This window comes from Bradyrhizobium sp. 1, assembly GCF_023073315.1.
Classification (GTDB): Bacteria; Pseudomonadota; Alphaproteobacteria; order Rhizobiales; family Xanthobacteraceae; genus Bradyrhizobium.
The window spans coordinates 369920-391357 of record NZ_JADPJH010000018.1 but is presented as its reverse complement, the minus strand read 5'-3'; the positions used below and the strand labels follow the sequence as shown (position 1 = coordinate 391357).

The following is a 21438-nucleotide window of genomic DNA, read 5'->3' as shown; positions in this document are numbered from 1 at the left end:
CCCCAACCCTCTCCCCGCAAGCGGGGCGAGGGAACGTACCGGCACTGTCAATGGCTGACTTCGCGCGCCATTTTGTGGCACAAGAACCGCCATCGCCGACCGACCAACGAGGCCAAGCATGCCCGCGCCAAAACCGCCTGCCTTCGAGACCCTGAGCCTGCATGCGGGCCAGCATCCGGATCCCGCGACCGGCGCTCGTGCAGTGCCGATCTACCAGACCACGTCCTACGTGTTCCAGGATTCCGATCACGCCGCCGCATTATTCAATCTGGAGCGCGCCGGCCACATCTATACGCGCATCTCCAACCCGACCACCAGTGTGCTGGAGGAACGGCTCGCGGCGCTGGAAGGCGGCGTCGGCGCGATCTGCACCGCGAGCGGCATGGCCGCGCTGCATCTGGCGATCGCGACGCTGCTCAATGCCGGCGATCACATCGTGGCGTCCAGCTCGCTCTATGGCGGCACCATCAATCTGCTGGCGCACACGCTGCCACGCTTCGGCATCACCACGACCTTCGTGAAGCCGCGCGACCACGATGCGTTCCGCGCGGCGATCAAGCCGAACACGAAGCTCGTGATCGGCGAGACCATCGGCAACCCCGGCCTCGAGGTGCTCGACATCCCCAAGATCGCGGCGATCGCGCATGAGGCAAAGATTCCGCTGCTGATCGACAACACTTTTGCCACGCCCTATCTCAGCCGCCCGATCGAGCTTGGCGCCGACATCGTGATGCATTCGGCGACCAAGTGGATCGGCGGCCACGGCATCGCGATCGGCGGCGCCATCGTCGACGGCGGCCGTTTCGACTGGCGCGCCTCCGGCAAGTTCGGCGTGCTGACCGAGCCCTATGGCGGCTATCACGGCATCGTCTTCGACGAGCAGTTCGGCACGGCCGCCTTCATCATGCGCGCGCGCACCGAGGGTCTGCGCGATTTCGGCGCTTGCCTGTCGCCGACCAACGCGTTCCAGCTGTTGCAGGGCGTCGAGACGCTGGGCGTGCGCATGGACCGTCACATGCAGAACACGCATCTGGTGCTGGAGGCGCTGAAATCCAACAAGGCCGTCGACTGGGTGCTGCATCCTTCACTGGAGAACCATCCCGACCATCAGCTCGCCAAGGCATTGCTGCCGCGCGGCGCCGGCTCGATCGTCTCCTTCGGTATCAAGGGCGGACGGCCTGCGGGGCGCAAGTTCATCGAATCGCTGCGCATGATCAGCCATCTCGCCAATGTCGGCGACGCCAAGACGCTGGTGATCCACCCCGCCTCGACGACGCATCAGCAAATGGATGCCGAGCAGCTCAGGGACGCCGGCATCGGCGAGGAGCTGGTGCGGCTGTCGGTCGGCATCGAGACGGCAAGCGACATCATCGACGATCTCGCGCAGGCGCTGCGCATCTCCCAGAAGGTCTGACGCCATGAAGCTTTCCGTCAACGGCACCGATGTGTTCGTCGCAACCGGCGGCCGCGACTTCGACAGGTCCCTGCCCACAGTGGTCTTTCTCCACGGCGCCGGGTTCGATCGTTCGACCTGGGCGCTGCACACGCGCTGGTTTGCGCATCACGGCTTCGGCGTGCTGGCGCCAGATCTCCCCGGCCACGGCCGCACGGCCGGGCCCTCGCTCTCAAGCATCGCGGAGATGGCCGCCTGGACGGCGGCGCTGCTCGATGCGGCCGGTGTGGCGAAGGCGCACCTGATCGGTCATTCCATGGGATCGCTGATCTCGCTGGAGACGGCGGCGCGGCATCCCGACAAGGTCTCCGCGCTGAGCCTGATCGGCACCGCCGCAACCATGACGGTCGGCCCGGATCTCCTCAAGGCAGCCGAAGCCAACGAACAGGACGCAAACGACATGGTGTCGATCTGGGGCCTTGGCTTCAACGCCGAGCTCGGCGGCAGCCTGGCGCCGGGCCTGTGGATGCATGGCAGCGCGCAAGCCGTGCTTCAAGCTTGCGAACCGGGCGTGCTGTTCAAGGATTTGTCGGCCTGCAATGCCTACGCGAACGCGCTTCAAGCGGCCGCGAGCGTGAAGGTGCCAGTGACCCTGATCCTCGGCGAGCGCGACATGATGACACCGGTGAAGGCCGGCAAGGCACTCGCCGCCGCGATCCCGCACGCGAAGACCGTCGTCGTGCCGGGCGCCGGCCACATGATCATGGCCGAGCGCCCGGATGAGTTGCTGATGGCGCTGAAGGGCTGAGCCGCGTCAGGAGCCTGGCGTCCACTTCCAGACGATGTCGAAGACGTTGACCGGCTTTGGGATCAGGCCGAGTTTTGCAAAGCGGTCGGCGACGGCCTGCTGGCTCTTGATCACCTCGGCATCGAGCGGCACCACGCGGTAGTTGGAACGGTTGACGAAACGCCTGATCGCCTCGATATCGACGCCGGTCGCCTCGGCCTGCGCTTTCGAAACCTCCTCGTGGTGTGAGTCCGCCCACACGCCTTCAGACGCGAATGTCGTGTTGAGCTTTGCGACCAGCGACGGATATTTTTCGACGAAATCCGTGTTGGCGATGTAATAGGCGTTCGGCTTATGCACGTCCTTGTCGAAAACGAGCACGCGGGCGTTCTCCTTCAATTCGGCGAGCGCCAGATACGGGTCCCAGATCGACCAGGCATCGACCGAGCCTTTCACGAAGGCAGCCGTCGCGTCGGCGGGCGCGAGCGGCGCCGGCGTGATGTCGGACCAGGACAGGCCGCCCTTCTCGAGCGCAGCGACGAGGAGATTGTGCGCACTCGAGCCCTTGCCGAAGGCAACGCGCTTGCCCTTGAGGTCAGCCAGCGCGTGTATCGGCGAGTCCTTCGGCACGATGATCGCCTGGGTGTTGCCGTCCGACTTCACCGCCGCGACATAGCGGATTTTTGCGCCGCCGGCCTGCGCGAAGATCGGCGGGGAATCGCCGACATAGCCGAAATCGACACTGCCGACATTGATGGCCTCCAGCAACGGCGGGCCGAACTGGAAGTCGATCCATCTGATCTCGATGCCGAGCGGCTTGAAGGCGTTTTCGAGCGTCTGGCGCTGGCGCACCGCCGGAAAGAAGCCGCCCTTCTGCGTGCCGATGCGGATCTCCGCCGGCTTGTCCTCGGCATATGCGGGTACGGCAAAGGCCGTCGCCAGCAGAAGCGTGGTTGCGAGCACGTGGCGTCTGGTGATCATATCGTGGTCCTCCGGTTTCAGTTGGCGAAGAGTTGAGAATTTGCGCGCCGGCCCTTCCCGGCGAGCAGGGCTCGTGCGGCGCGCTCGGCCTCGCGCGCCGTGCGGAACTGGCGGCCTTCGAGGCTGTCGAAAAGGCGCTCCGAGGAGAAAAAGCGAAAGCCGCGCTCATCTCTTGTGACGATGCCGGCGGCGCGTTCCTGGATTTCGATGATGTAGGCGTTGGACTGGGCTTGAGACATGACTGCTCGCTCGCCGAAGTCTCGGCGTTCCCGTATTGGAATTTGCGGTGTGGGATGCTGCTAGAAGGAGATCAGCAACAACAACAGGCGCCGGCTGCCGCCGAGAAACAGCGCCGCGTCATGCACGCATGCATGTCGTCAAGGTTACGCTGGTGATCGGTTCTCATGTCGCGGCATCAAGCTCGAGGAGCAGTTTTCGATGCTGTAAGTATCGAGCGATTGGCGCGATTGGTCAATGAAATGGCTATCCATATTTGGCGCGTGCGCGCCGGAGCGTTTCTCCCGCCGCGAGCGCTGACAGTCGGATTCATCTCGCGACGATTTCAACACCGGTGCGCGGCCAGCATGATAGGGTTCCAGCATCCACAAAGCAGGCAAATCGGGAGGTCTGGAGATGGCGGATGATCTGAAGGGGCGCACGGCGCTCGTCACCGGCGGCTCGCGCGGGATTGGCGCAGCCGTCTGTCGTGCGCTGGCCGCATCAGGCGCGGCCGTGGCGATCAACTGCCGCGAGCAGATCGGGCAGGCCGAGCGACTGGCGGGCGAGATCGGCAAGCAGGGCGGTCGTGCCATCGTCGTCGCCGCCGATGTCTCACAGCGCGAAGCCGTGGCCAACATGGTCGAGCACGTCACGGCCGGGCTCGGCCCCATCGACATCCTCGTCAACAATGCCGGCATCGCGATCACGCGCGGCGTCGACGATCTCACCGAGGACGATTTCGATCGCACCATCCTGGTCAATCTGAAATCCGTGTTCCTGTGCACGCAGGCGGTGCTACCGTCGATGCGATCAAGGAAATGGGGCCGGATCGTCAACATCTCCTCGGGTGCCGCACGCGGTGCCGGCTCGATCGGGCCACATTACAATGCGTCGAAGGCCGGCATGGAGGGTCTCACGCGAGGTTATGCGGCGCGGCTGGTCAAGGAAGGCATCACCGTCAACGCGGTGGCGCCGTCGCTGATCGAGACCGACATGATGAGCGGCCAGCCCCAGCTCGTCAGCCGCATCCCGCTCGGCCGCTTCGGCACCGCGGACGAGGTGGCGAAAGCCGTGACGCTGCTGGTCGACAATGCCTACATGACCGGGCAAACGATCGCGTTGAGCGGCGGGATGGCGTTTAGTTAGCAGCGCGGCGAGCTTCCCCTTCACCTCGCCCCGCTTGCGGGGAGAGGTCGGATTGCATCGAAGATGCAATCCGGGTGAGGGGGTACAGGTCCTACGACGATCTCACGTGTCGAGAGAGCCCCTCACCCCGCCCTCTCCCCGCAAGAGCGGGGCGAGGGAGACGAGAGAGCGCGGACGCTCACCACATCGTAGCGGCAGCGCGCTCCGGCCAGATGCGGTCATACTCTGCGCCGCCGACCTTGTTCTCGCTCATCTCGGCGAGGATCTGGCCGGGCGTCGGCAGGGTCTTGGGATCGATGCGCTTGTCGGGATTCCAGAGGTCGGAGCGGACGATGGCGCGAGCGCACTGGAAGTAGATTTCATCGACATCCATCACCATGACGCTGCGCGGCGCCTTACCCTCAACTTTGAACGAGTCGAGCAAGCCCGGATCGACCGAGAGATGCGCGCGGCCGTTGGCCCGGACCGCGTTGCCGGAGCCGGGGATCAAAAACATCAGCGACACCCTGGGATCGCGCACGATGTTGCGCAGGGAATCGACCCGGTTGTTGCCGCGGCGGTCCGGCAGCATCAGCGTGTTGGGATCGTGGATGCGGACGAAGCCGGGGAGATCGCCACGCGGCGAACAATCGATGCCCTCGGGCCCGATGGTGGCGAGCGCGGCGAACGGCGCCTTCTCGATGAAGATACGGTAGAGCGGCGTGACGTGGTCGGCGACTTTCACGGTCGAGGCATCGTTGGTGGCGCCGTAGATGGCCTCAAGCTCTTCGACCGTATTGATCACCGTCATTCCACTCTCTCCTTGTTGCGCCGGCTACTTTTGTCTTGACGCGTTTTCTTGACGCGAACCGGTATCCACTTCGCTTGAAAACGCTCTAATCGTGCCAGCATTCATTCCTGATTACGCGCAGGAGGTGGCGGCTGTGATAGTCCGCGCTGCCCGCATTGAGGATGGTGACGTCGGCATGGACCGACGCGTCGTCGACGCTGCGTGTGAGGCGATCGCCGATATTGCCGTCGCTGTGCCGGGCTCGTGCGGCGAGCCGCTGCGCCAGCACGTCCGGCGGCGCCGTGATCGCGACGACGACGACGTTGGCGTACGCCTGGCGCAGCGCGCCGATCACCGTGCGCGAGACGTTGGCGACGACGGCTCGGCCGGCACGGATATCGTCATTGATGTCGAGCGGCAGGGCGTAAGAATGTCCGTGCGCGTCCCAGTGCACGGCGAAATCGCCGTGCTCGCGGGCGCCACGAAATTCGTCCGGACTCATCGCCATGTTATCCTCGTCCGCGGAGGATTCGCGCGTCACGACGCGGCGCGGGAAGACGATGTTGCGATCATCGATGCAGGCCGCCTGCGCGAGCCGCAACAGCGTGTCCTTGCCGGCCCCGCTCGGACCGACCACGAGCACGAGCCGCCCGGGTCCGATCCCGCTTGCCTCACCCTCGGCCATGGTCGCGGTCTCGCTCATGCGACGCGGTTTCCTTCACGCCAGACGCTGCGGACTACGGGAACGCTGCCGGTCACGTGCACGCGGATCAGATCGGCGCGCTTGCCGGTCGCAACTTCGCCGCGGTCGGTGAGACCGACCGCCTCGGCCGGCGCCTTGGTCACGGTGCGAACTGCGGCCGGAAGGCTGATCGCGGGCACATGCTCGGGCAATTGCAGCGCGGCCATCAGGAGGCTGGACGGAATGTAGTCCGACGACAGGATGTCGAGCAGGCCTTCGCGGGCGAGGTCAACCGCGGCGATGTTGCCGGAGTGCGAACCGCCGCGCACCACGTTCGGCGCGCCCATCAAGATACCGATGCCGGCCTGATGCAGGCCGCGCGCGGCCTCCAACGTGGTCGGAAACTCCGCCACCGAAACGCCGTCGCGCAAGGCGTCCGCCACGTTCTCCTCGGTGGTGTCGTCATGGCTCGCAAGCGGGATCTTGTACTGATGCGCCAGCGCCACGATCTCGCGCATGTTGGTCGCGGCATAAAGCCTCTGATACTCGAAGCGCTTTGCGAACAGCTCATCGAGTTCGGCGTCGGTCTTGCCGCCACCCTTGCCGCGATAATAATCACGCAGCTTGACCTCGTCGCGGAACTGGCGCTGGCCGGGCGTGTGGTCCATCAGCGACATCAAGCGGACGTCGGGGCGGTCGATCAGCTCCTTGGCCTCCTCGACCACGCTCGGCATCGGGATTTCGCAGCGCAGATGCAGGAAGTGGTCGGCGCGCAGCAAATCGGCATCGCGCGCGGTCGTGATAGCGGCGGCGAGCGTGCCGGCACGACCATCGACTTCCTCGGCGCCATCATCGCGCCAGACCCGAAGCGAGTCGAACACGGTGGTGATGCCAGACGTCGCAAGCTGGCCGTCATAGGAGATGACCGCGGCGACCGGATTCCAGAATACTTTTGGGCGCGGCACGTAATGCGCTTCGAGATGGTCGGTGTGAAGCTCGATCAGGCCCGGCATGATCAAATCGCCGCCGGCGTCCTCCGCGCCCGCGGGCGCCCTGCCCTCGCCGATCTCGGCAATACGTCCGTCGGCGAGAGCAAGCCAGCCCTGCTCGATCACCCTATCAGCCAGCACGATCCTGGCGTTGGCGATCAATGTGTCCTTCGGCTTGGCGTTCATGTCCCTCTTCCTTCAGGCGGCGGCGGCAAAGCTGGTGACGTCGACGATGCGATCGGCAATCAAATGGCGGATTTCCTCGTCGTGGACAATGGCAACCATGGCGACGCCCTGGCGTTTCTTCTCGGCGACCAGCGCGACCACCACGGCGCGGTTGGCGGCGTCGAGCGACGCGGTCGGCTCGTCCAGCAGCAGGATCGGCAGATCCGAGATGAAGCCGCGCGCAATGTTGACGCGCTGCTGCTCGCCGCCGGAGAAAGTCGCTGGCGGAAGCTGCCAGAGCCGTTCGGGGATGTTGAGGCGGTGCAGCAGCTCGCCCGCACGCGCTTGCGCATCGGCTCGGGCCATGCCGTTGACGATCAGCGGCTCTGCAACGACGTCGATCGTGGCGACCCGTGGCACCGCGCGCAAAAACTGGCTGACATAGCCAATGGTCGCGCGGCGCACGTTGAGGACCTGTCGCGGCTCGGCGGTGGCGAGATCGATTAAGGTATCGCGGTGGCGAATACCGATGCGACCGGAGTCGCAGCGGTAATTGCCAAAAATCATCTTGAGGATCGACGACTTGCCGGCGCCTGACGGCCCCGACAGAACGACGCATTCGCCCGGATTGACATGGAAGGTCACGCCGCTGACGACGGGCAATTCGATGCCGCCCTGCAGGTGCATCGTAAAGGTCTTCTTGGCATCGGCGATGTCGATCATGGCGGTCATTGGAATGCTCATCTTGGAAGGCTTATGGCGGCAAAATCGAGGAGACGAGGAGTTGGGTATAGGGCTCGCGCGGATCGTCGAGCACCTGGTCGGTGAGACCGGTCTCGATGACACGGCCGCCCTTCATCACCATCACGCGGTGCGACAGCAGCCGCGCGACCGCGAGGTCGTGGGTGACGATGATGACGGCAAGATTCAGCTCGGCAACGAGGCTGCGCAGGAGATCGAGCAGGCGCGCCTGCACGGACACGTCGAGACCGCCGGTCGGCTCGTCCATGAACACCAGCCGCGGCTCGGTGACGAGGTTGCGGGCGATCTGGAGGCGCTGGCGCATGCCGCCGGAATAGGTGCGCGGCGCGTCGTCGATGCGCGCGACATCGATCTCGACGCGGCCAAGCCAGTCGGACGCGGTCTCGCGGATGCGGCCGTAATGGTTCCAGCCGACCGCCATCAGCCGTTCGCCGACATTGGCGCCGGCCGAAACCGCCATGCGCAGGCCCTGAGCGGGATCCTGATGCACAAAGCCCCAGTCGGTACGGAACAGGAAGCGGCGCTCGGCCTCGCCCAGCGTGGCAAGATCGCGGGTGACGCCATCGCGCATCCGATACGACACATGTCCGCCACTGGCCGCGAGCTGGCCCGACAGCAACTGGAGCAGCGTCGACTTGCCCGAGCCGGATTCACCGACGATCGCCAGCACCTCGCCGGAATAGAGCGAGAACGACACATCGCGGCACGCGGCGATACGGCCGTAGGATTTGCTGAGAGACTCCGCAACCAGCAGCGGCTGATCGTTTTCGAGCATGTCTTGATCAGCCATGTGAGCCCGCCTTCTCCTTGTACGGCGCAGCGCTGAGGCTACCGTGATGCCCGGCGGCCTGGCGGCCTTCGCAATAGTCCGTATCGGAGCAGACGAACATGCGGCCGCCCTTGTCGTCGGTCACGATCTCGTCGAGATAGGAGTTCTCGGCGGCGCACAGCGCGCAGGGCGCGTTGAAGCGATAAGGCTCGAACGGGTGATCCTCGAAATCGAGCGACACCACTTTCGTGTAGGGCGGGATCGCATAGATGCGTTTCTCACGGCCAGCGCCGAACAATTGCAGCGCCGGACTGTTGTCCATCTTGGGATTGTCGAATTTCGGCGTCGGCGACGGGTCCATCACATAGCGCGCGTTCACCTTCACCGGATAGGCGTAGGCGGTCGCGATGTGACCGAAGCGGGCGATATCCTCGTAGAGCTTCACATGCATCAGGCCGTATTCGGCCAGCGCATGCATGCGCCGCGTCTCGGTCTCGCGCGGTTCGAGGAAACGCAGCGGCTCCGGGATCGGCACCTGATAGACCAGCACCTGGTTCGCGTGCAGCGACGTCTCCGGGATGCGGTGACGAGTCTGGATCACGGTCGCGTCAACCGTTGTCGTTGTCGTCGCAATACCCGCGGTCTTGGCGAAGAATTTCCGGATCGAGATCGCGTTGGTGGTGTCGTCGGAGCCCTGGTCGATCACCTTGAGCACGTCTTGCGGTCCGAGGATCGCGGCGGTCACCTGCACGCCGCCGGTGCCCCAGCCATAGGGCATCGGCATCTCGCGGCTGGCGAACGGCACCTGATAGCCGGGGATCGCGATCGCCTTGAGGATCGCTCGGCGGATCATCCGCTTGGTCTGCTCGTCGAGATAGGCAAAATTGTAGGCGGGCGCGTTCATTCCGCGGCCTCCTTCATGGCATCGGGCGCACTGGTCTCGGCAAACGCTTTAGAAAATTCCTGGCGCAGCTTGCGCAACAGGCCGAGCTCGGACTGGAAGTCGACATAGTGCGGCAGCTTCAGATGCTCGACGAAGCCGGTGGCCTGGACGTTGTCCGAATGCGACATTACGAATTCTTCATCTTGCGCCGGTGCGAGTGCCTCTTCACCGAGTTCGCGGGCACGCAGCGCGCGGTCGACCAGCGCCATCGACATGGTCTTGCGCTCGCTCTGGCCGAAGGCGAGGCCATAGCCGCGGGTGAAGCACGGCGCTTCGGTCGCGGAGCCCTTGAACTGGTTGACCATCTGGCACTCGGTCAGCTCGATGGAGCCGAGCGGCACGGCGAAGCCGACGTCCTCGGCGAAGAATTCCACCTCGACCTCGCCGAAGCGGATCTCGCCGACGAAGGGATGGTTGCGGCCATAGCCGCGCTGGGTGGAGTAGCCCATAGCGAGGAGAAAGCCTTCGTCACCGCGCGCGAGATTTTGCAGGCGCAAATCGCGATCGGCCGGGAAGTTCAGCGGCTCCCGGGTGAGATCGCCGACGCTGGCGCCGTCCTCGGCCTGCGGCGAAGATTCGATCAGCCCGTCGCGGCCCAGAATGTCGGTGACGCGCGGCGTTGGCGCCGTCGAGGCTTCCGCTGTCGCCGGCACCTCCGGCACAAATCCTTCAGCGAGCGAGGGATCAAGCAGACGATGCGTATAATCGAAGGTCGGCCCGAGAATCTGGCCACCGGGAATGTCCTTGAAGGTCGCGGACACGCGCCGCTGCACCCGCATCGCGCCGGTATTCACCGGCTCGCTCGTGCCGAAGCGTGGCAGCGTGGCGCGGAAGGCGCGGACCAGGAAGATCGCCTCGATCAGATCGCCGCGCGCCTGCTTGATCGCCAGCGCCGCGAGCTCGCGGTCATAGAGCGAGCCTTCGCTCATGACCCGATCGACGGCGAGGCCGAGCTGTTCCGAGATCTGGTCGAGAGAGATTTCCGCAACGCCTTGATCGCCGCGCCGCGCATGGGCGAGCAGCCGATGGGCGTTCTCGATGGCGCGTTCGCCGCCTTTGACTGCGACATACATGCTTCAGCTTCCCTTGCTTTCGACGCGCGTGGTGCGGGGGATCGCGACCACGGCATCATCGGCGACCAGCACCACATCGATGCCGCGTGGAAACAGCGCCTCGTTCATACGCAGGCGCTCGAACAGGTCGAACGGCTTGATCGACGCCTGAAGCATCGCGACACCGTCGATGCCCGGCCCGCGCAGCTCGAAGCTGCGTCCCATGTCCAGGCTCTCGACCTGAAGAATCACCGTGGTTGAGCGATCCGGGTATTCGTTGGTGCCGAGGGCGAAGCGTTCAAGCGTCGGCAGCAACGCGCCTTCGCTGATCAGCGCGAAGCTCGCGATGGAGGAATCCTGCACCACCGGCGCGCCGGTGTGGAATTTCAGCCATTTTGTTACGTCGGAGCTCTCCGACATCCGTGCATCCAGCCAGAGCGGCGTGTCGTGATCGAACAGCGTCAGCGCGATTGCGGCGGTGCCGCGCATTATGGGACCTGCCGTTCCCGCCATCGGCACGATACGCTGGACCGAGCCCGGTCGCGCCATCGCGTCCATGACCGAGCGAAAGGTCGATTGCGCCGACAACACCTTGTCGACGAACCCCGGTGGCAGTTCCGCAATCGTGGTCATGATCTCACCCCTCACCGCGCACCATGGTGTAGAAATCAACCTTCGTCGCGGCGGTCTCGGCCGCTGCCCGCTTGCGTTCTGCCACAAGCTGTTCGCGCAATGGCGCGATCACATCCCGCTCGACGGACGCGCCAAAATCCTGCGACTGCGCCAGCGCATCGCACAGCGCGATCAGCCGCGCCTTTTCGCCATCGCGACCGAGCGTGTAGCCGAAGCCGACCTCGCCGCTCGCAAGCCGCACCGCCGCGCGCGACACCGTTGCTTCGCCCAGGTTGAACGGCGCGCCATCGCCACCGACCCGGCCGCGCAGCATGACGAGGCCGCTTTCCGGCTCGCGCAGATCCTGATGGGCGGGAAGGGCCAAGTTGCGGAGGCGAGCGGCGATCTCGCCCGCCTCCGCATGCGCCAGCACGGCCATCGCGGCCTTGCGCTGGGCTTGCTGAATGTTTTGCTGCGTCACCTGATCCACCGAACTTGCTTGCCGAACTTGCCGAATCCAAGTTGTCTATGATACTAGACAACTTCATACGGAAGCGCCATGACTGTTTCGTGACAAGGCTGTGATTTCTGGGCTAGGCTGACCGGCGACATGAGCATGCAGGACACCGCCACTTCCGGCGTCGCGCTATGGCGCCTCGTTGCCGACGGCATCGAGCGCGGCATTGCCGACGGCCGCTTTGCGGCAGGCGACAAATTGCCGGGCGAGATGGAGATCGCCGAAACCTATCGGGTGAACCGCCACACCGTGCGGCGTGCGCTGGCTGCCCTTGCCGAGCGCGGCATCGTGCGCGCCGAGCGCGGCAGCGGAACCTATGTCGAGGCGCAACGCCTCGCCTATCCGCTGCGCTCACGCACGCGCTTCTCCGAGATCGTCGGCGCGGACGGCCGCGAACCGCATGGCCGCTTGATCGAGACATCCGATGACGTCGCGACCCGCGAGCTGGCGCGGGAACTGGGATTGAAGGCCGGCGCGCCGCTGGTGCGGATCGAGGCGATACGGCTCGCCGACCGCACGCCGATCTGCGTCTCCACCACCTGGCTGTCAGCCGCACTGTTTCCGGGCGCGGGCGAAGTGTTCGCCGCGACACGCTCGATGACGAAATTGCTCGAACATTACGGCGTGCGCGACTATCGCCGCGGCGCGACAAGGATCACCGCCGGTATCGTGGATGCGACCGACGCGGCGCGGCTGGATCTTCCGCTTGGACGGCCGATCCTGGTGGTCGATGCGACCGACCACCACCTCGACGGCAAGCCGCTGGTGACCAAGCATTCGCGATTTGCCGCGGAGCGGGTGGAGTTTCTGGTGGAGAACGGGTGAGCGCGCCACGAATCCGGATATCGTAGGGTGGGCAAAGGCGCACTTGCGCCGTGCCCACCATCTTCCCTGTTATCTCGATAGAAGTGGTGGGCACGCTTTCGCTTTGCCCACCCTACGGCACCTTTGATCAGGCCACCGCGCGTCGCCCGATAATTGCAAAACGCAGCTTGCTGGAAACAAAATCGATCGCGGCGACCGCGACCAGGATCATCAGGATCAGGAACGACACTTTTTGCCATTCCAGCACGCGGATCTGCTCGGCGAGCTGGAGGCCGATGCCGCCGGCGCCGACGATGCCGATGATGGTGGCCGAGCGCGTGTTGGATTCGATGAAATAGAGCACCTGGCCGGCGATGACGGGCAGAACCTGCGGCAGGAGACCAAACCGGATCTCATGCAGAGCGCTGCCGCCGGAGGCACGGATGCCTTCGACCTGTTTCTGGTCGGCCCCTTCGATCGCCTCCGAGAACAGTTTTCCGAACGCGCCGAAATCCGACACGGCGATGGCGAGCACACCGGCGAACGGGCCAAGCCCGACCACGTTGATCCACACCAGCGCCCAGATCAGCGTGTCGACGCCGCGGATCGAATCCAGGAAACGGCGGACCGGGAAACGCAGGATGTTCGACGGCACGATGTTGCGCGCGGCCAGCAGACTGACCGGGAGTGCGAACAGCGCCGCCAGCGTCGTGCCGAGCAGCGCGATCGAGAGCGTCTCGCCCAGCGCCTTCAGATAGACCGGCAACGAGGAGCCGGGATCCGGCGGGATCATCATCACGCTGATCCAGCCGAGCTGGCTCAGTCCTGAAAAGAACCGCGACGGCGAGAAGTCGAGATCGACGAGGCCGTACACCAGGATCGCGAACGCCGCGACGATCATCGCCGGCATGGCAAGCCGCGCCGAGGCCGGCCGATCGAACACATCAGGGTAACGCGCGCGAAGCTCTCGCGTGTCGACCTCCTGCGGCTCCGTCACGTCCGCGCCTCCCTGCCGAACAGACGGCCGCGCAGCCAGCCGGTGCTGATATCGATGATGAAGACCGTGACGATGATCGTGAGCAGGATGGCGCTGACGTCCGAGTAATAGAACTTGCGGATGGCGACGACCAGCTCCTGGCCGATGCCGCCGGCGCCGACAAAGCCCATCACGGAGGCTTCGCGGACGTTGATCTCGAAGCGCAGCAGCGCATAGCTGGCGTAGCCCGCGGTCACCTGCGGCACGATGGCGAAGCGCATGCAGGAGAGCCAGCTCGCGCCGGTCGAACGAATGCCTTCGACCGGCTTCATGTCGGCATTCTCGACGATCTCCGAGAATAGTTTTCCGAGCGCGCCGGTGGAGTGGATCGCGATCGCAAGCACGCCGGCCATCGGTCCGAGGCCGAAGGCAATCACGAAGATCAACGCGAAAACGATGCCGGGGACAGTGCGGGCAAATTCCAGCAGGCGGCGCACGACGAAGCGCAGCCAGGGCGACGGCGACGTGTTTTCAGCCGCGAAGAAGTTCAGGCAAAACGCGAAGGTCGCGCCGATCAGCGTGCCGACATAGGAGATCAGCAGCGTCTCGCCCAGCATCCTCAACCATTTGCGCAAGCCCCAGAACCATTCGCCGATATCGGTCCAGACGCGCTGGCCGCTGTCGAGCGTGAGGATGCGGTCGAAATAGCTGACGAAGTTGCCGAAATAGGTGAAGAGCGTGCGCAGGTTCACTTCCGCGCCGAAGCCGGCGAGAACCAGCGCGGCGGCGAATACCACGACTCCGAGCAGAAGGCGAAGCCGCCGGCGCGAGACCGCCTGATGATAGGCGGCGTTGAGGACGGCGAGCTGCTGCTCGGGAAGGATCGAAACCGCGAGGGTCATCTGATCAGGACAAGTGGCCGGTCAAAAGAGAAAGAGCCGGGTCCATCGACCCGGCTCCAGTTGCATCGCCCTGAGATCAGGACGCCTTCTTCTTACGCAGTGCGTCGACGAACTTGATCAGGTCGATCGTCCCATCCCAATCCTTGGTGGTGGCGGGATGAAAGCCCTTCTTCTGGCCGTCGGAGAGCCGGTCGAACGCGGACTTGTCCTTGGCCGGCGCATCGAAGAACGCCTTGGCGATGGCAGCCTTGGCGTCTTCCGGCAGGTCGGAATTGTAGGCATAGGGGCCGTTGATGATCGGCGCCGACTTGTGGATGATGCGGAAATCGTCCTTCTTCATCGCCGAGCCGTCGGCGTTCTTCAGCATGTTCTTGGTCAGCATCTGTGCCAGCGTGGAATCGTCGTCGCTGGTCCACTGGTTGGCGGCGACGTCGACCGTGCCCTGCGACAGCGCAAGAATCGCGTTTTCGTGACTGCCGGTGAAGACGACCTTGCCGAAATAGCTGTCGGCGTCCGCAATGCCCATCTTGTCGAGCTCGAAGCGCGGCACGTTGTTGCCGGAGGTCGAGTTGGGATCGACCAGGCCGAGGTTCTTGCCCTTGAGGTCATCGACCTTCTTGTAGGCGCTGCTCGCCTTGACGAAGAACACCGAGTAATAGCCGGTCGAGCCGTCGGCGTTGACGTCGTTGGCGAAGGCGTCGGTCTTGACGCCGGTCAGGCGGGCGCGGGCGAACGAGGCCGAGCCGTAGCTGGCGATATGGATGTTGCCGGCACGCTGGCCTTCGATGACAGCGGCATAGTCGTTGGCGATGCGCAGCGTGACCTTCACGCCCAATTCCTTGGAGAGATAGCTCACGAACGGCGCCCAGCGCTCGGTAACGCCGGAGGCGTTCTCGGCCGGCACGACCGCGAAGGTCAGTTCGGGATATTTGGCCTTCCAGTCTTCGGCGGAAGCGGAGGCGGTGAACGCGAGCGCGGCGGCGCCGGCAAGAACTAGTCTGCGAGTGATCATGATACCCTCTTCATCGGTTGGGTCGGTTGACGCAAAAACTGGTAACTAGGCAGATGCGGCGCGGCTCAGGCGGCCGCCGCCGTTCCAAGCGCAGGGACGCCCTCGGGCACCGGTGCAGACGCGCCGCCCATGACGTCGGCGGCTTCGAGATCGTAGAGCTCGCGCGCAACATGATCGGTCAACTCAGCCGGCGCGCCGTCGAACACAACGCGACCCTGCGCCATGCCGATCAGGCGGTCGCAATAGGAGCGTGCCAGATCGAGCGAATGCAGATTGCACAGCACGGTGATGCCGAAGTGCTTGTTGATGCGCAGCAGCGCGTCCATCACGATCTTGGTGTTGCGCGGGTCGAGCGAGGCGATCGGCTCGTCGGCAAGGATGATGTCGGGCTGCTGCACCAGCGCGCGGGCGATCGCGACACGCTGCTGCTGGCCGCCGGAGAGCTGGTCGGCGCGCTGGGCGGCGAGCGAGGCGATGTCGAACTGCTCGAGCGCCGACATCGCCAGTGCCTTGTCCTGCTCAGGCCAGGTCTGCGTCAGTGAGCGCCAAGCCGGCATCGTCGCAAGGCGCCCCATCAGGACGTTGGTGAGAACATCGAGCCGGCCGACCAGGTTGAACTGTTGAAAAATCATCGCCGAACGCGCGCGCCACTGCCGCAATTCCTTGCCGCGCAGCGCAGTGACGTCGAGGCCGTCGAACAAGATGCGGCCCTGCGTCGGCGTCGCCAGGCGATTGATCATGCGCAGCATGGTCGACTTGCCGGCGCCGGAGCGCCCGATCACACCGACGAAACCGCCGGGGGAGATTTGAAACGAAGCGTCGTCCACCGCGGCTTTAGCGCCAAAGCGGCACGTCAGACCTTCAACCACCAGCATGCAGGGCTCCAGAGTAGCTGGGACCAACCGCTATCGCCGGCACTTGACACTTGTGTGACACACACGCTGCGGTGCGGCGATCCTACACACCTCGTCCCCTGTCATCATTTCGTCATGACATTGTCATCAAGCCACTCGAAGAGGAACGCCCGCCCTCAAAATTTCGGATACGACATGGCCGGCAAGGTGCTTTCAGTCCAACCGACCATCGACGCCTCCGCCAAACTGCACGAGACCAGGTTAGGTGCCTATACCGAGGTCGGCGCGCGCACGACCCTGACTGAAGTCGCGATGGGCGATTACTCCTATGTCGTGAACGATGCGCAGATCACCTACACCACGATCGGAAAGTTCTGCTCGATCGCGGCGATGACGCGCATCAATCCCGGCAACCACCCGATGCACCGCGCGACCCAGGCGCATTTCACCTACCGCTCGAGCGCCTACTTCCCCGGCGAGAGCGACGACACCGAGTTCTTCGACTGGCGGCGCCAGCATCACGTCCATATCGGCCATGACGTCTGGATCGGGCATGGCGCGATCGTGCTGCCGGGCCGCAATATCGGCACCGGCGCCGTGATCGCGGCCGGCGCCATCGTCACCAAGGACGTGCCGGCCTACAGCATCGCCGCCGGCAATCCGGCGCGGATTGTGCGGCGGCGGTTCTCGGAAGAGGTCGCAGGACGGCTTGCCCGGCTCGCCTGGTGGGACTGGGATCACGACAAATTGCGTGCAGCCCTGCCCGATTTCCGCAAGCTCGGGATTGAAGATTTTCTCTCGACATATGAAGCACAGGCAAGTTCCTCTGCCAGCAAACGAAGCGCGGTCGCGTGACAGACATATTCATCGAGGGCGGCCGGACGCTGATCGGCTCCGAGTTCGTCGAAACTTCGCTTTCCGTGTCCGGAACGGATATTGCGCAGGTTGACGCCTCTCGCGGCAGGGCGCGGCTCGCCATCGATGCGCGCGACTTGCTGGTCCTGCCCGGCATCGTCGATCTGCATGGCGATGCCTTCGAGCGGCAGATGATGCCGCGCGCCGGCGTCGACTTCCCGATCGATGTCGCGCTCGCCGACAGCGACCGCCAGGCGATCAGCAACGGCATCACCACGGTGTTTCACGCCACGACCTGCTCGTGGGAGCCGGGGCTGCGTAGCGCCGACAACGCGCGCAGCCTGATGGAGGCGATCGAACGGCAGCGCCCGCAATTCGCCGCCGACACCCGTTTTCACCTGCGGCACGAGACCTACAACCTCGACGCCGAGACCGAGATGAGCCATTGGCTGGCTGAGGGCCGCGTCGACCTGTTCGCCTTCAACGACCACATGGACGGCGTCGTTGCTGACATCTCCAACCCGCGCAAGCGCAACCGCATGGTCGAGCGCACCGGGCTGTCGAGCGAGGATTTTGACCGGCTGGTCGGACACATAGTGTCTCGCGCGGCAGATGTGCCGGCGTCGGTTTCGCGGCTTGCCGCGGTCGCCCGTTCCGCCGAAGTGCGGATGCTCTCGCATGACGATGCGACGCCGGCGATGCGCACGGAATTTCGCGCCCTCGGCGCTGACATCGCGGAGTTTCCGATCAATGAAGAGACGGCGCGGGCGGCAGCAAACCATGGCGATGCCATCGTCTACGGTGCGCCGAATGTCGTGCGCGGCGGCAGCCATACCGGCTGGACCAGGGCATCCGACATGATCGCCAAGGGGCTCTGCTCGGTGCTGGCGTCGGACTATTACTATCCCGCGCAGCTGCTCGCCGCGTTCCGCCTCGCCGCCGATGGCGTGCTGCCGCTGGCGAAGGCCTGGGATCTGGTTTCCGCGGGGCCCGCACGCGCGACCGGCCTTGCCGATCGCGGCGTGCTCGCGGCAGGACGCCGCGCCGATATTCTGCTGGTCGACGATACCGTAGCGCTGCGGCCGCGGCCGGTCGCGGTGATATCGGGCGGAAAGCTCGTGCATCTCACGGATGCGACGCGGCTGCTCCCCGCTGCGGCAGTGCCGCGCGAGGCTGTCGTTGTCGCATAAACAGGTTATGCTCGGACGATGACAAGTTTCCCCCGCTACGCGATCTATTTTGCCGCCGGCAGCGACAGCGCCCTCTCCCGCTTCGGCGCCGAGCTGCTCGGCTACGATGCCTATAGCGGCGACGAGCTACCGTTTCCGCAGGACGCGCTGCACGTCGCTCCGGACTGGCGCGACATCAGCGCCGATCCCCGCAAATACGGCTTTCACGCCACGTTGAAGGCGCCGATGACGCTCGCGCCCGGCAAGACAGAAGCAGAGCTGATCGCAGCCTGCGCGGAGTTCGCGGCCAAGGCGCGGCCCGTCCCGGAGATCCGCCCCCTCGTCGATGCGATCAGCAGCTTCATTGCCGTCATTCCGGCGGAGCCCGTCGATGCGCTTCGAGAGCTCGCCGCCGATTGCGTGCGGGATTTCGACGCATTCCGTGCTGGGCTGACGGCGGAAGACCGGGCCCGGCGCAGACCCGAGAAACTGAGCGAGCGGCAGCGCGATTATCTCGACCGCTGGGGATATCCGTACGTGATGGAAGAATTCCGCTTCCACATGACGCTGACGGGGCGGCTGGATGCGGAGCGGCGCGGGCCGATCCTCGCCATGCTGCAAGACAGGTTTGCGGGGCTGAAGCGCGATACCCTCGCGATCGATCGCATCGCGCTGTTCAGGCAGGACAATGCCACGGCACGATTCCGCATTGTCGGCGAGTGGCCATTGGCGAGATAGCCGCCATATCCTTGAAGCGTAGTTGCGCGCGGGGTTACTTCGTCAGCAGCGCATATGCCCCGGTCCAGCCCTCCGGCGGCGGATTGATCTGGAAATCCTTGATCCGCACTTCGTAGAGCTTGAACAGCTTCTCCAGCGTGTCGGCGTCTTCGCTGCGACGGCCGCGTCCGATGGCGTCGAGCGCGCCCTGCCAGTCGCGGCCGCGGTAGCAGCCGAGCATTTCGATGGTGATGTTGCGCAGGCGCTGGAACGGCCCCGAATGCATCACATCCTCGCGGCCCGCGATGGCGTAGATCACCTCCGGCTCGGTCTTGCCCTTGACCATGATGAAGTCGAGCTCGAGGATCGCGAACTTGTCCTTGGCGGCGAGCGCGGTCCTGGATCCCACGATGATCGGGAAGCCGTATTCCTTTGACTGGCCTTCCAGCCGCGAAGCCAGGTTCACGCTGTCGCCGAGCACCGAATAGTTCTTCTTCAGGTCGGAGCCCATGTTGCCGACCACGCCGATACCGGTGTTGAGGCCGATGCCGACATTGAGCGGGATGTAGACGTGACCACCGTCGGCGGCCTCCTGCTCGCGCTCCTTGTTGACCGCGTCGATCCGCTCCAGCATCTGGATCGCAGCCTCGCAGGCGTTGGCCTCGTGCTCGGCATCGTCGAGCGGCGCATTCCAGAACGCCATGATGGCGTCGCCCATGTACTTGTCGATATAGCCCTTGCGCTCGATGATGACGTCGGTCAGCGGCGACAGAAAGCGGTTCATCAACGCAATCAGGCCTTGCGGATCGTGCTTGTAGCTCTCCGAGATCGTGGTGAAGCCGCGCACGTCGGAGAACATGATCGTCATCTCACGTTCCTCGCCGCCGAGCACCAGCTTTTCCGGCGACTGCGCCAGCTGCTCGACCAGCACCGGCGACATGTATTGCGCGAATTGTCCGCGGATCTGCACGCGCTGCCGCTGCTCGCGCACGAAGCTCGTGAAGATGAACGTCAGATAGATCGCGGTCGTCGACAGCAGCGGATAGGTGAAGTCGATGAGATAGCGGTACTGCGAGTAGAAGAACCAGGACGTGCCGACCAGGACCGCGGCGAACATCGCGCCGGCGATCACCAGCCGCACCGGTCCGAGATTCGGTGTGAAGATGATGACGAGGATACCGATCACGAGCGCGGCGAGCAGCTCGACACCCAGCGCATAGTTGGGCTGCGAGATCACCGCGCCGCTCAGCACGCTCTCCAGCACCTGAGCATGGATCTCGACACCCGGCATGGTCGAGGACACCGGCGTGGTCTTGATGTCGTTCAGCCCGACCGCGGAGGTGCCGACCAGCACCAGCTTGCCGGCGATCTTGTTCGGCGGCACGGTGTTGTCGAGCACGTCGGCGGCGGAGACGTAGATCGAGGGATCCTGGCGGGCGTAATGCACCCAGAGCTGGCCGTTCTTGTCGGTCGGAATCTCCACGCCCTTGAGGCGCACGGCCCGCACGCCGGTCTTGTCGGTCCGGACCAGCAGCGTCGGCGTGCCCGTGACGACCCGCAATATCTCGAGACTGAGCGAGGGCATGATGTTGCCCTGCGCACGCATGATCATCGGCACGCGCCGGATCAGGCCGTCGCGCTCGGTCCTGATCGAGAACAGGCCGCGCCCCGCCGCAACCTTCTCGATCACGGGCACGTTGCGAAGCAGGCCCGGAAATTCGAACAGGAAACGTTCGGCGCCCTCCTCGCCGACCGTCGCGATGCCGGTGAAGGGCAGTGACTTGTCGACTTCGGCCGAAATCGCCCGCTGCCCGGTCTCGCCCAGCACCACGCGCGATCGCTTGATGGCTTCTGCGAGGATCTGGTCGTTGCTCGGCAGCTCACGCAGCTTGGCACGGGTGGCGTCGTCCAGATAGCGCATCTGGCTCGCGACCAGATCCGGGTTGAGCCGGTCGGCTTCCGAGAACACCACGTCGAAACCGATCGCCACCGCGCCGTTGCTGGTGAGATTCTGGATCATGTCCGCGATCCGCGTGCGCGGCCACGGCCACTGGCCGAGGCTGGCAAGGCTCCTGTCGTCAATGTCGACGATGGTGACCGGCCGCACCGCCTTGTGACGCGGATCGATCAGCTGAAACATGTCGAAGGTGCGCAGCCGCAATTCCTGTACCGGCGGCGGATCCCAGAGGCGAATCCCGGCAAACACGACCAGCAGCGCGAGACAGATCAGCCGTGCAAAGCCCGACTTCCGCGCAAACCACCGCCGCAGGATCTTGAGACGTTTCATGTCGATCGGATTTCCTGCCACCCGTTAATCTTGCATCGCCACGACGCAAATGGCCAATCGTTCGATGACAGAGGAT

Annotated in this window: 23 protein-coding genes; 7 read left to right on the top strand and 16 right to left on the bottom strand. The window is 64.7% G+C overall.

Annotation, left to right across the window (positions count from 1 at the left end):
• Positions 1–118 precede the first annotated feature (118 nt).
• Positions 119–1414, top strand: a complete 1296-nt coding sequence (locus IVB29_RS14265; protein ID WP_247503998.1) for an O-acetylhomoserine aminocarboxypropyltransferase — start codon at positions 119–121, stop codon at positions 1412–1414.
• Between the two features lie 4 nt (positions 1415–1418).
• Complete coding sequence (locus tag IVB29_RS14260) at positions 1419–2201, top strand: alpha/beta hydrolase (protein WP_247503997.1); 783 nt, start codon at positions 1419–1421, stop codon at positions 2199–2201.
• A 6-nt stretch (positions 2202–2207) separates the two neighbouring features.
• On the opposite strand, the gene IVB29_RS14255 is transcribed toward IVB29_RS14260, so the two are convergent.
• Both IVB29_RS14255 and IVB29_RS14250 read right to left on the bottom strand, forming a co-directional pair.
• On the bottom strand, positions 2208–3161 hold the full coding sequence (locus tag IVB29_RS14255) for an aliphatic sulfonate ABC transporter substrate-binding protein (protein WP_247503996.1): 954 nt from the start codon (positions 3159–3161) through the stop codon (positions 2208–2210).
• A 17-nt stretch (positions 3162–3178) separates the two neighbouring features.
• On the bottom strand, positions 3179–3400 hold the full coding sequence (locus IVB29_RS14250; protein WP_247503995.1) for a hypothetical protein: 222 nt from the start codon (positions 3398–3400) through the stop codon (positions 3179–3181).
• A gap of 394 nt (positions 3401–3794) precedes the next feature.
• Between IVB29_RS14250 and IVB29_RS14245 the strand changes: the two genes are divergently transcribed.
• The gene (locus tag IVB29_RS14245; RefSeq protein ID WP_247503994.1) at positions 3795–4526 is read left to right on the top strand and encodes an SDR family NAD(P)-dependent oxidoreductase; all 732 of its coding nucleotides are present in this window, start codon (positions 3795–3797) and stop codon (positions 4524–4526) included.
• A gap of 178 nt (positions 4527–4704) precedes the next feature.
• Here IVB29_RS14245 and IVB29_RS14240 read toward each other — a convergent pair whose 3' ends face one another.
• The 9 genes from IVB29_RS14240 to phnG form a co-directional block, all read right to left on the bottom strand.
• Positions 4705–5316, bottom strand: a complete 612-nt coding sequence (locus IVB29_RS14240) for a pyridoxamine 5'-phosphate oxidase family protein (protein ID WP_247503993.1) — start codon at positions 5314–5316, stop codon at positions 4705–4707.
• Between the two features lie 85 nt (positions 5317–5401).
• The gene (gene phnN, locus IVB29_RS14235) at positions 5402–5998 is read right to left on the bottom strand and encodes a phosphonate metabolism protein/1,5-bisphosphokinase (PRPP-forming) PhnN (RefSeq protein ID WP_247503992.1); all 597 of its coding nucleotides are present in this window, start codon (positions 5996–5998) and stop codon (positions 5402–5404) included.
• Positions 5995–7152, bottom strand: coding sequence for an alpha-D-ribose 1-methylphosphonate 5-triphosphate diphosphatase (locus tag IVB29_RS14230; protein ID WP_247503991.1), 1158 nt, complete (start codon positions 7150–7152; stop codon positions 5995–5997). The genes phnN and IVB29_RS14230 overlap by 4 nt, the downstream gene beginning before the upstream one ends.
• A 12-nt stretch (positions 7153–7164) precedes the next feature.
• Positions 7165–7863 (bottom strand): phosphonate C-P lyase system protein PhnL, encoded by a 699-nt coding sequence (gene phnL / locus IVB29_RS14225; protein WP_247503990.1) that lies wholly within the window; start codon positions 7861–7863, stop codon positions 7165–7167.
• A 22-nt stretch (positions 7864–7885) separates the two neighbouring features.
• A complete protein-coding gene (gene phnK / locus IVB29_RS14220; protein WP_247503989.1) occupies positions 7886–8683 on the bottom strand; it encodes a phosphonate C-P lyase system protein PhnK in 798 nt (265 codons plus the stop codon).
• On the bottom strand, positions 8676–9566 hold the full coding sequence (locus tag IVB29_RS14215; RefSeq protein ID WP_247503988.1) for an alpha-D-ribose 1-methylphosphonate 5-phosphate C-P-lyase PhnJ: 891 nt from the start codon (positions 9564–9566) through the stop codon (positions 8676–8678). The genes phnK and IVB29_RS14215 overlap by 8 nt, the downstream gene beginning before the upstream one ends.
• Entirely contained in the window at positions 9563–10678 is a 1116-nt protein-coding gene (locus tag IVB29_RS14210) for a carbon-phosphorus lyase complex subunit PhnI (RefSeq protein WP_247503987.1), read from the bottom strand. The genes IVB29_RS14215 and IVB29_RS14210 overlap by 4 nt, the downstream gene beginning before the upstream one ends.
• Positions 10679–10681: 3 nt before the next feature.
• A complete protein-coding gene (gene phnH / locus IVB29_RS14205) occupies positions 10682–11290 on the bottom strand; it encodes a phosphonate C-P lyase system protein PhnH (RefSeq protein ID WP_247503986.1) in 609 nt (202 codons plus the stop codon).
• Between the two features lie 4 nt (positions 11291–11294).
• Positions 11295–11759: a phosphonate C-P lyase system protein PhnG gene (gene phnG, locus IVB29_RS14200; RefSeq protein ID WP_247503985.1), complete on the bottom strand. Its 465-nt coding sequence runs from the start codon at positions 11757–11759 to the stop codon at positions 11295–11297.
• Between the two features lie 120 nt (positions 11760–11879).
• Between phnG and phnF the strand changes: the two genes are divergently transcribed.
• Complete coding sequence (gene phnF, locus IVB29_RS14195) at positions 11880–12611, top strand: phosphonate metabolism transcriptional regulator PhnF (protein ID WP_247503984.1); 732 nt, start codon at positions 11880–11882, stop codon at positions 12609–12611.
• Positions 12612–12738: 127 nt separating this feature from the next.
• Here the strand turns inward: phnF and phnE (IVB29_RS14190) are convergent, their stop codons facing one another.
• The 4 genes from phnE (IVB29_RS14190) to phnC form a co-directional block, all read right to left on the bottom strand.
• Complete coding sequence (phnE, locus tag IVB29_RS14190) at positions 12739–13587, bottom strand: phosphonate ABC transporter, permease protein PhnE (RefSeq protein WP_247503983.1); 849 nt, start codon at positions 13585–13587, stop codon at positions 12739–12741.
• Positions 13584–14468 carry a phosphonate ABC transporter, permease protein PhnE gene (gene phnE / locus IVB29_RS14185; protein WP_247503982.1) on the bottom strand — a complete coding sequence of 295 codons (885 nt, stop codon included), beginning with the start codon at positions 14466–14468 and terminating at the stop codon, positions 13584–13586. Before phnE (IVB29_RS14185) ends, phnE (IVB29_RS14190) begins: the two co-directional genes overlap by 4 nt.
• A 76-nt stretch (positions 14469–14544) precedes the next feature.
• On the bottom strand, positions 14545–15480 hold the full coding sequence (gene phnD, locus IVB29_RS14180) for a phosphonate ABC transporter substrate-binding protein (RefSeq protein ID WP_247503981.1): 936 nt from the start codon (positions 15478–15480) through the stop codon (positions 14545–14547).
• Between the two features lie 65 nt (positions 15481–15545).
• Entirely contained in the window at positions 15546–16355 is an 810-nt protein-coding gene (gene phnC, locus IVB29_RS14175) for a phosphonate ABC transporter ATP-binding protein (RefSeq protein ID WP_247503980.1), read from the bottom strand.
• A gap of 174 nt (positions 16356–16529) precedes the next feature.
• Between phnC and IVB29_RS14170 the strand changes: the two genes are divergently transcribed.
• Genes IVB29_RS14170 through IVB29_RS14160 form a run of 3 tightly spaced genes read left to right on the top strand, consistent with a single transcriptional unit; the run spans position 16530 to position 19096 of the window.
• On the top strand, positions 16530–17189 hold the full coding sequence (locus IVB29_RS14170) for a chloramphenicol acetyltransferase (protein WP_247503979.1): 660 nt from the start codon (positions 16530–16532) through the stop codon (positions 17187–17189).
• Positions 17186–18379 (top strand): alpha-D-ribose 1-methylphosphonate 5-triphosphate diphosphatase, encoded by a 1194-nt coding sequence (locus tag IVB29_RS14165; RefSeq protein WP_247503978.1) that lies wholly within the window; start codon positions 17186–17188, stop codon positions 18377–18379. The genes IVB29_RS14170 and IVB29_RS14165 overlap by 4 nt, the downstream gene beginning before the upstream one ends.
• 18 nt (positions 18380–18397) lie before the next feature.
• Positions 18398–19096, top strand: coding sequence for a DUF1045 domain-containing protein (locus IVB29_RS14160; protein ID WP_247503977.1), 699 nt, complete (start codon positions 18398–18400; stop codon positions 19094–19096).
• 34 nt (positions 19097–19130) lie between these two features.
• Here IVB29_RS14160 and IVB29_RS14155 read toward each other — a convergent pair whose 3' ends face one another.
• Positions 19131–21362 carry an adenylate/guanylate cyclase domain-containing protein gene (locus IVB29_RS14155; RefSeq protein WP_247503976.1) on the bottom strand — a complete coding sequence of 744 codons (2232 nt, stop codon included), beginning with the start codon at positions 21360–21362 and terminating at the stop codon, positions 19131–19133.
• Positions 21363–21438 lie beyond the last annotated feature (76 nt).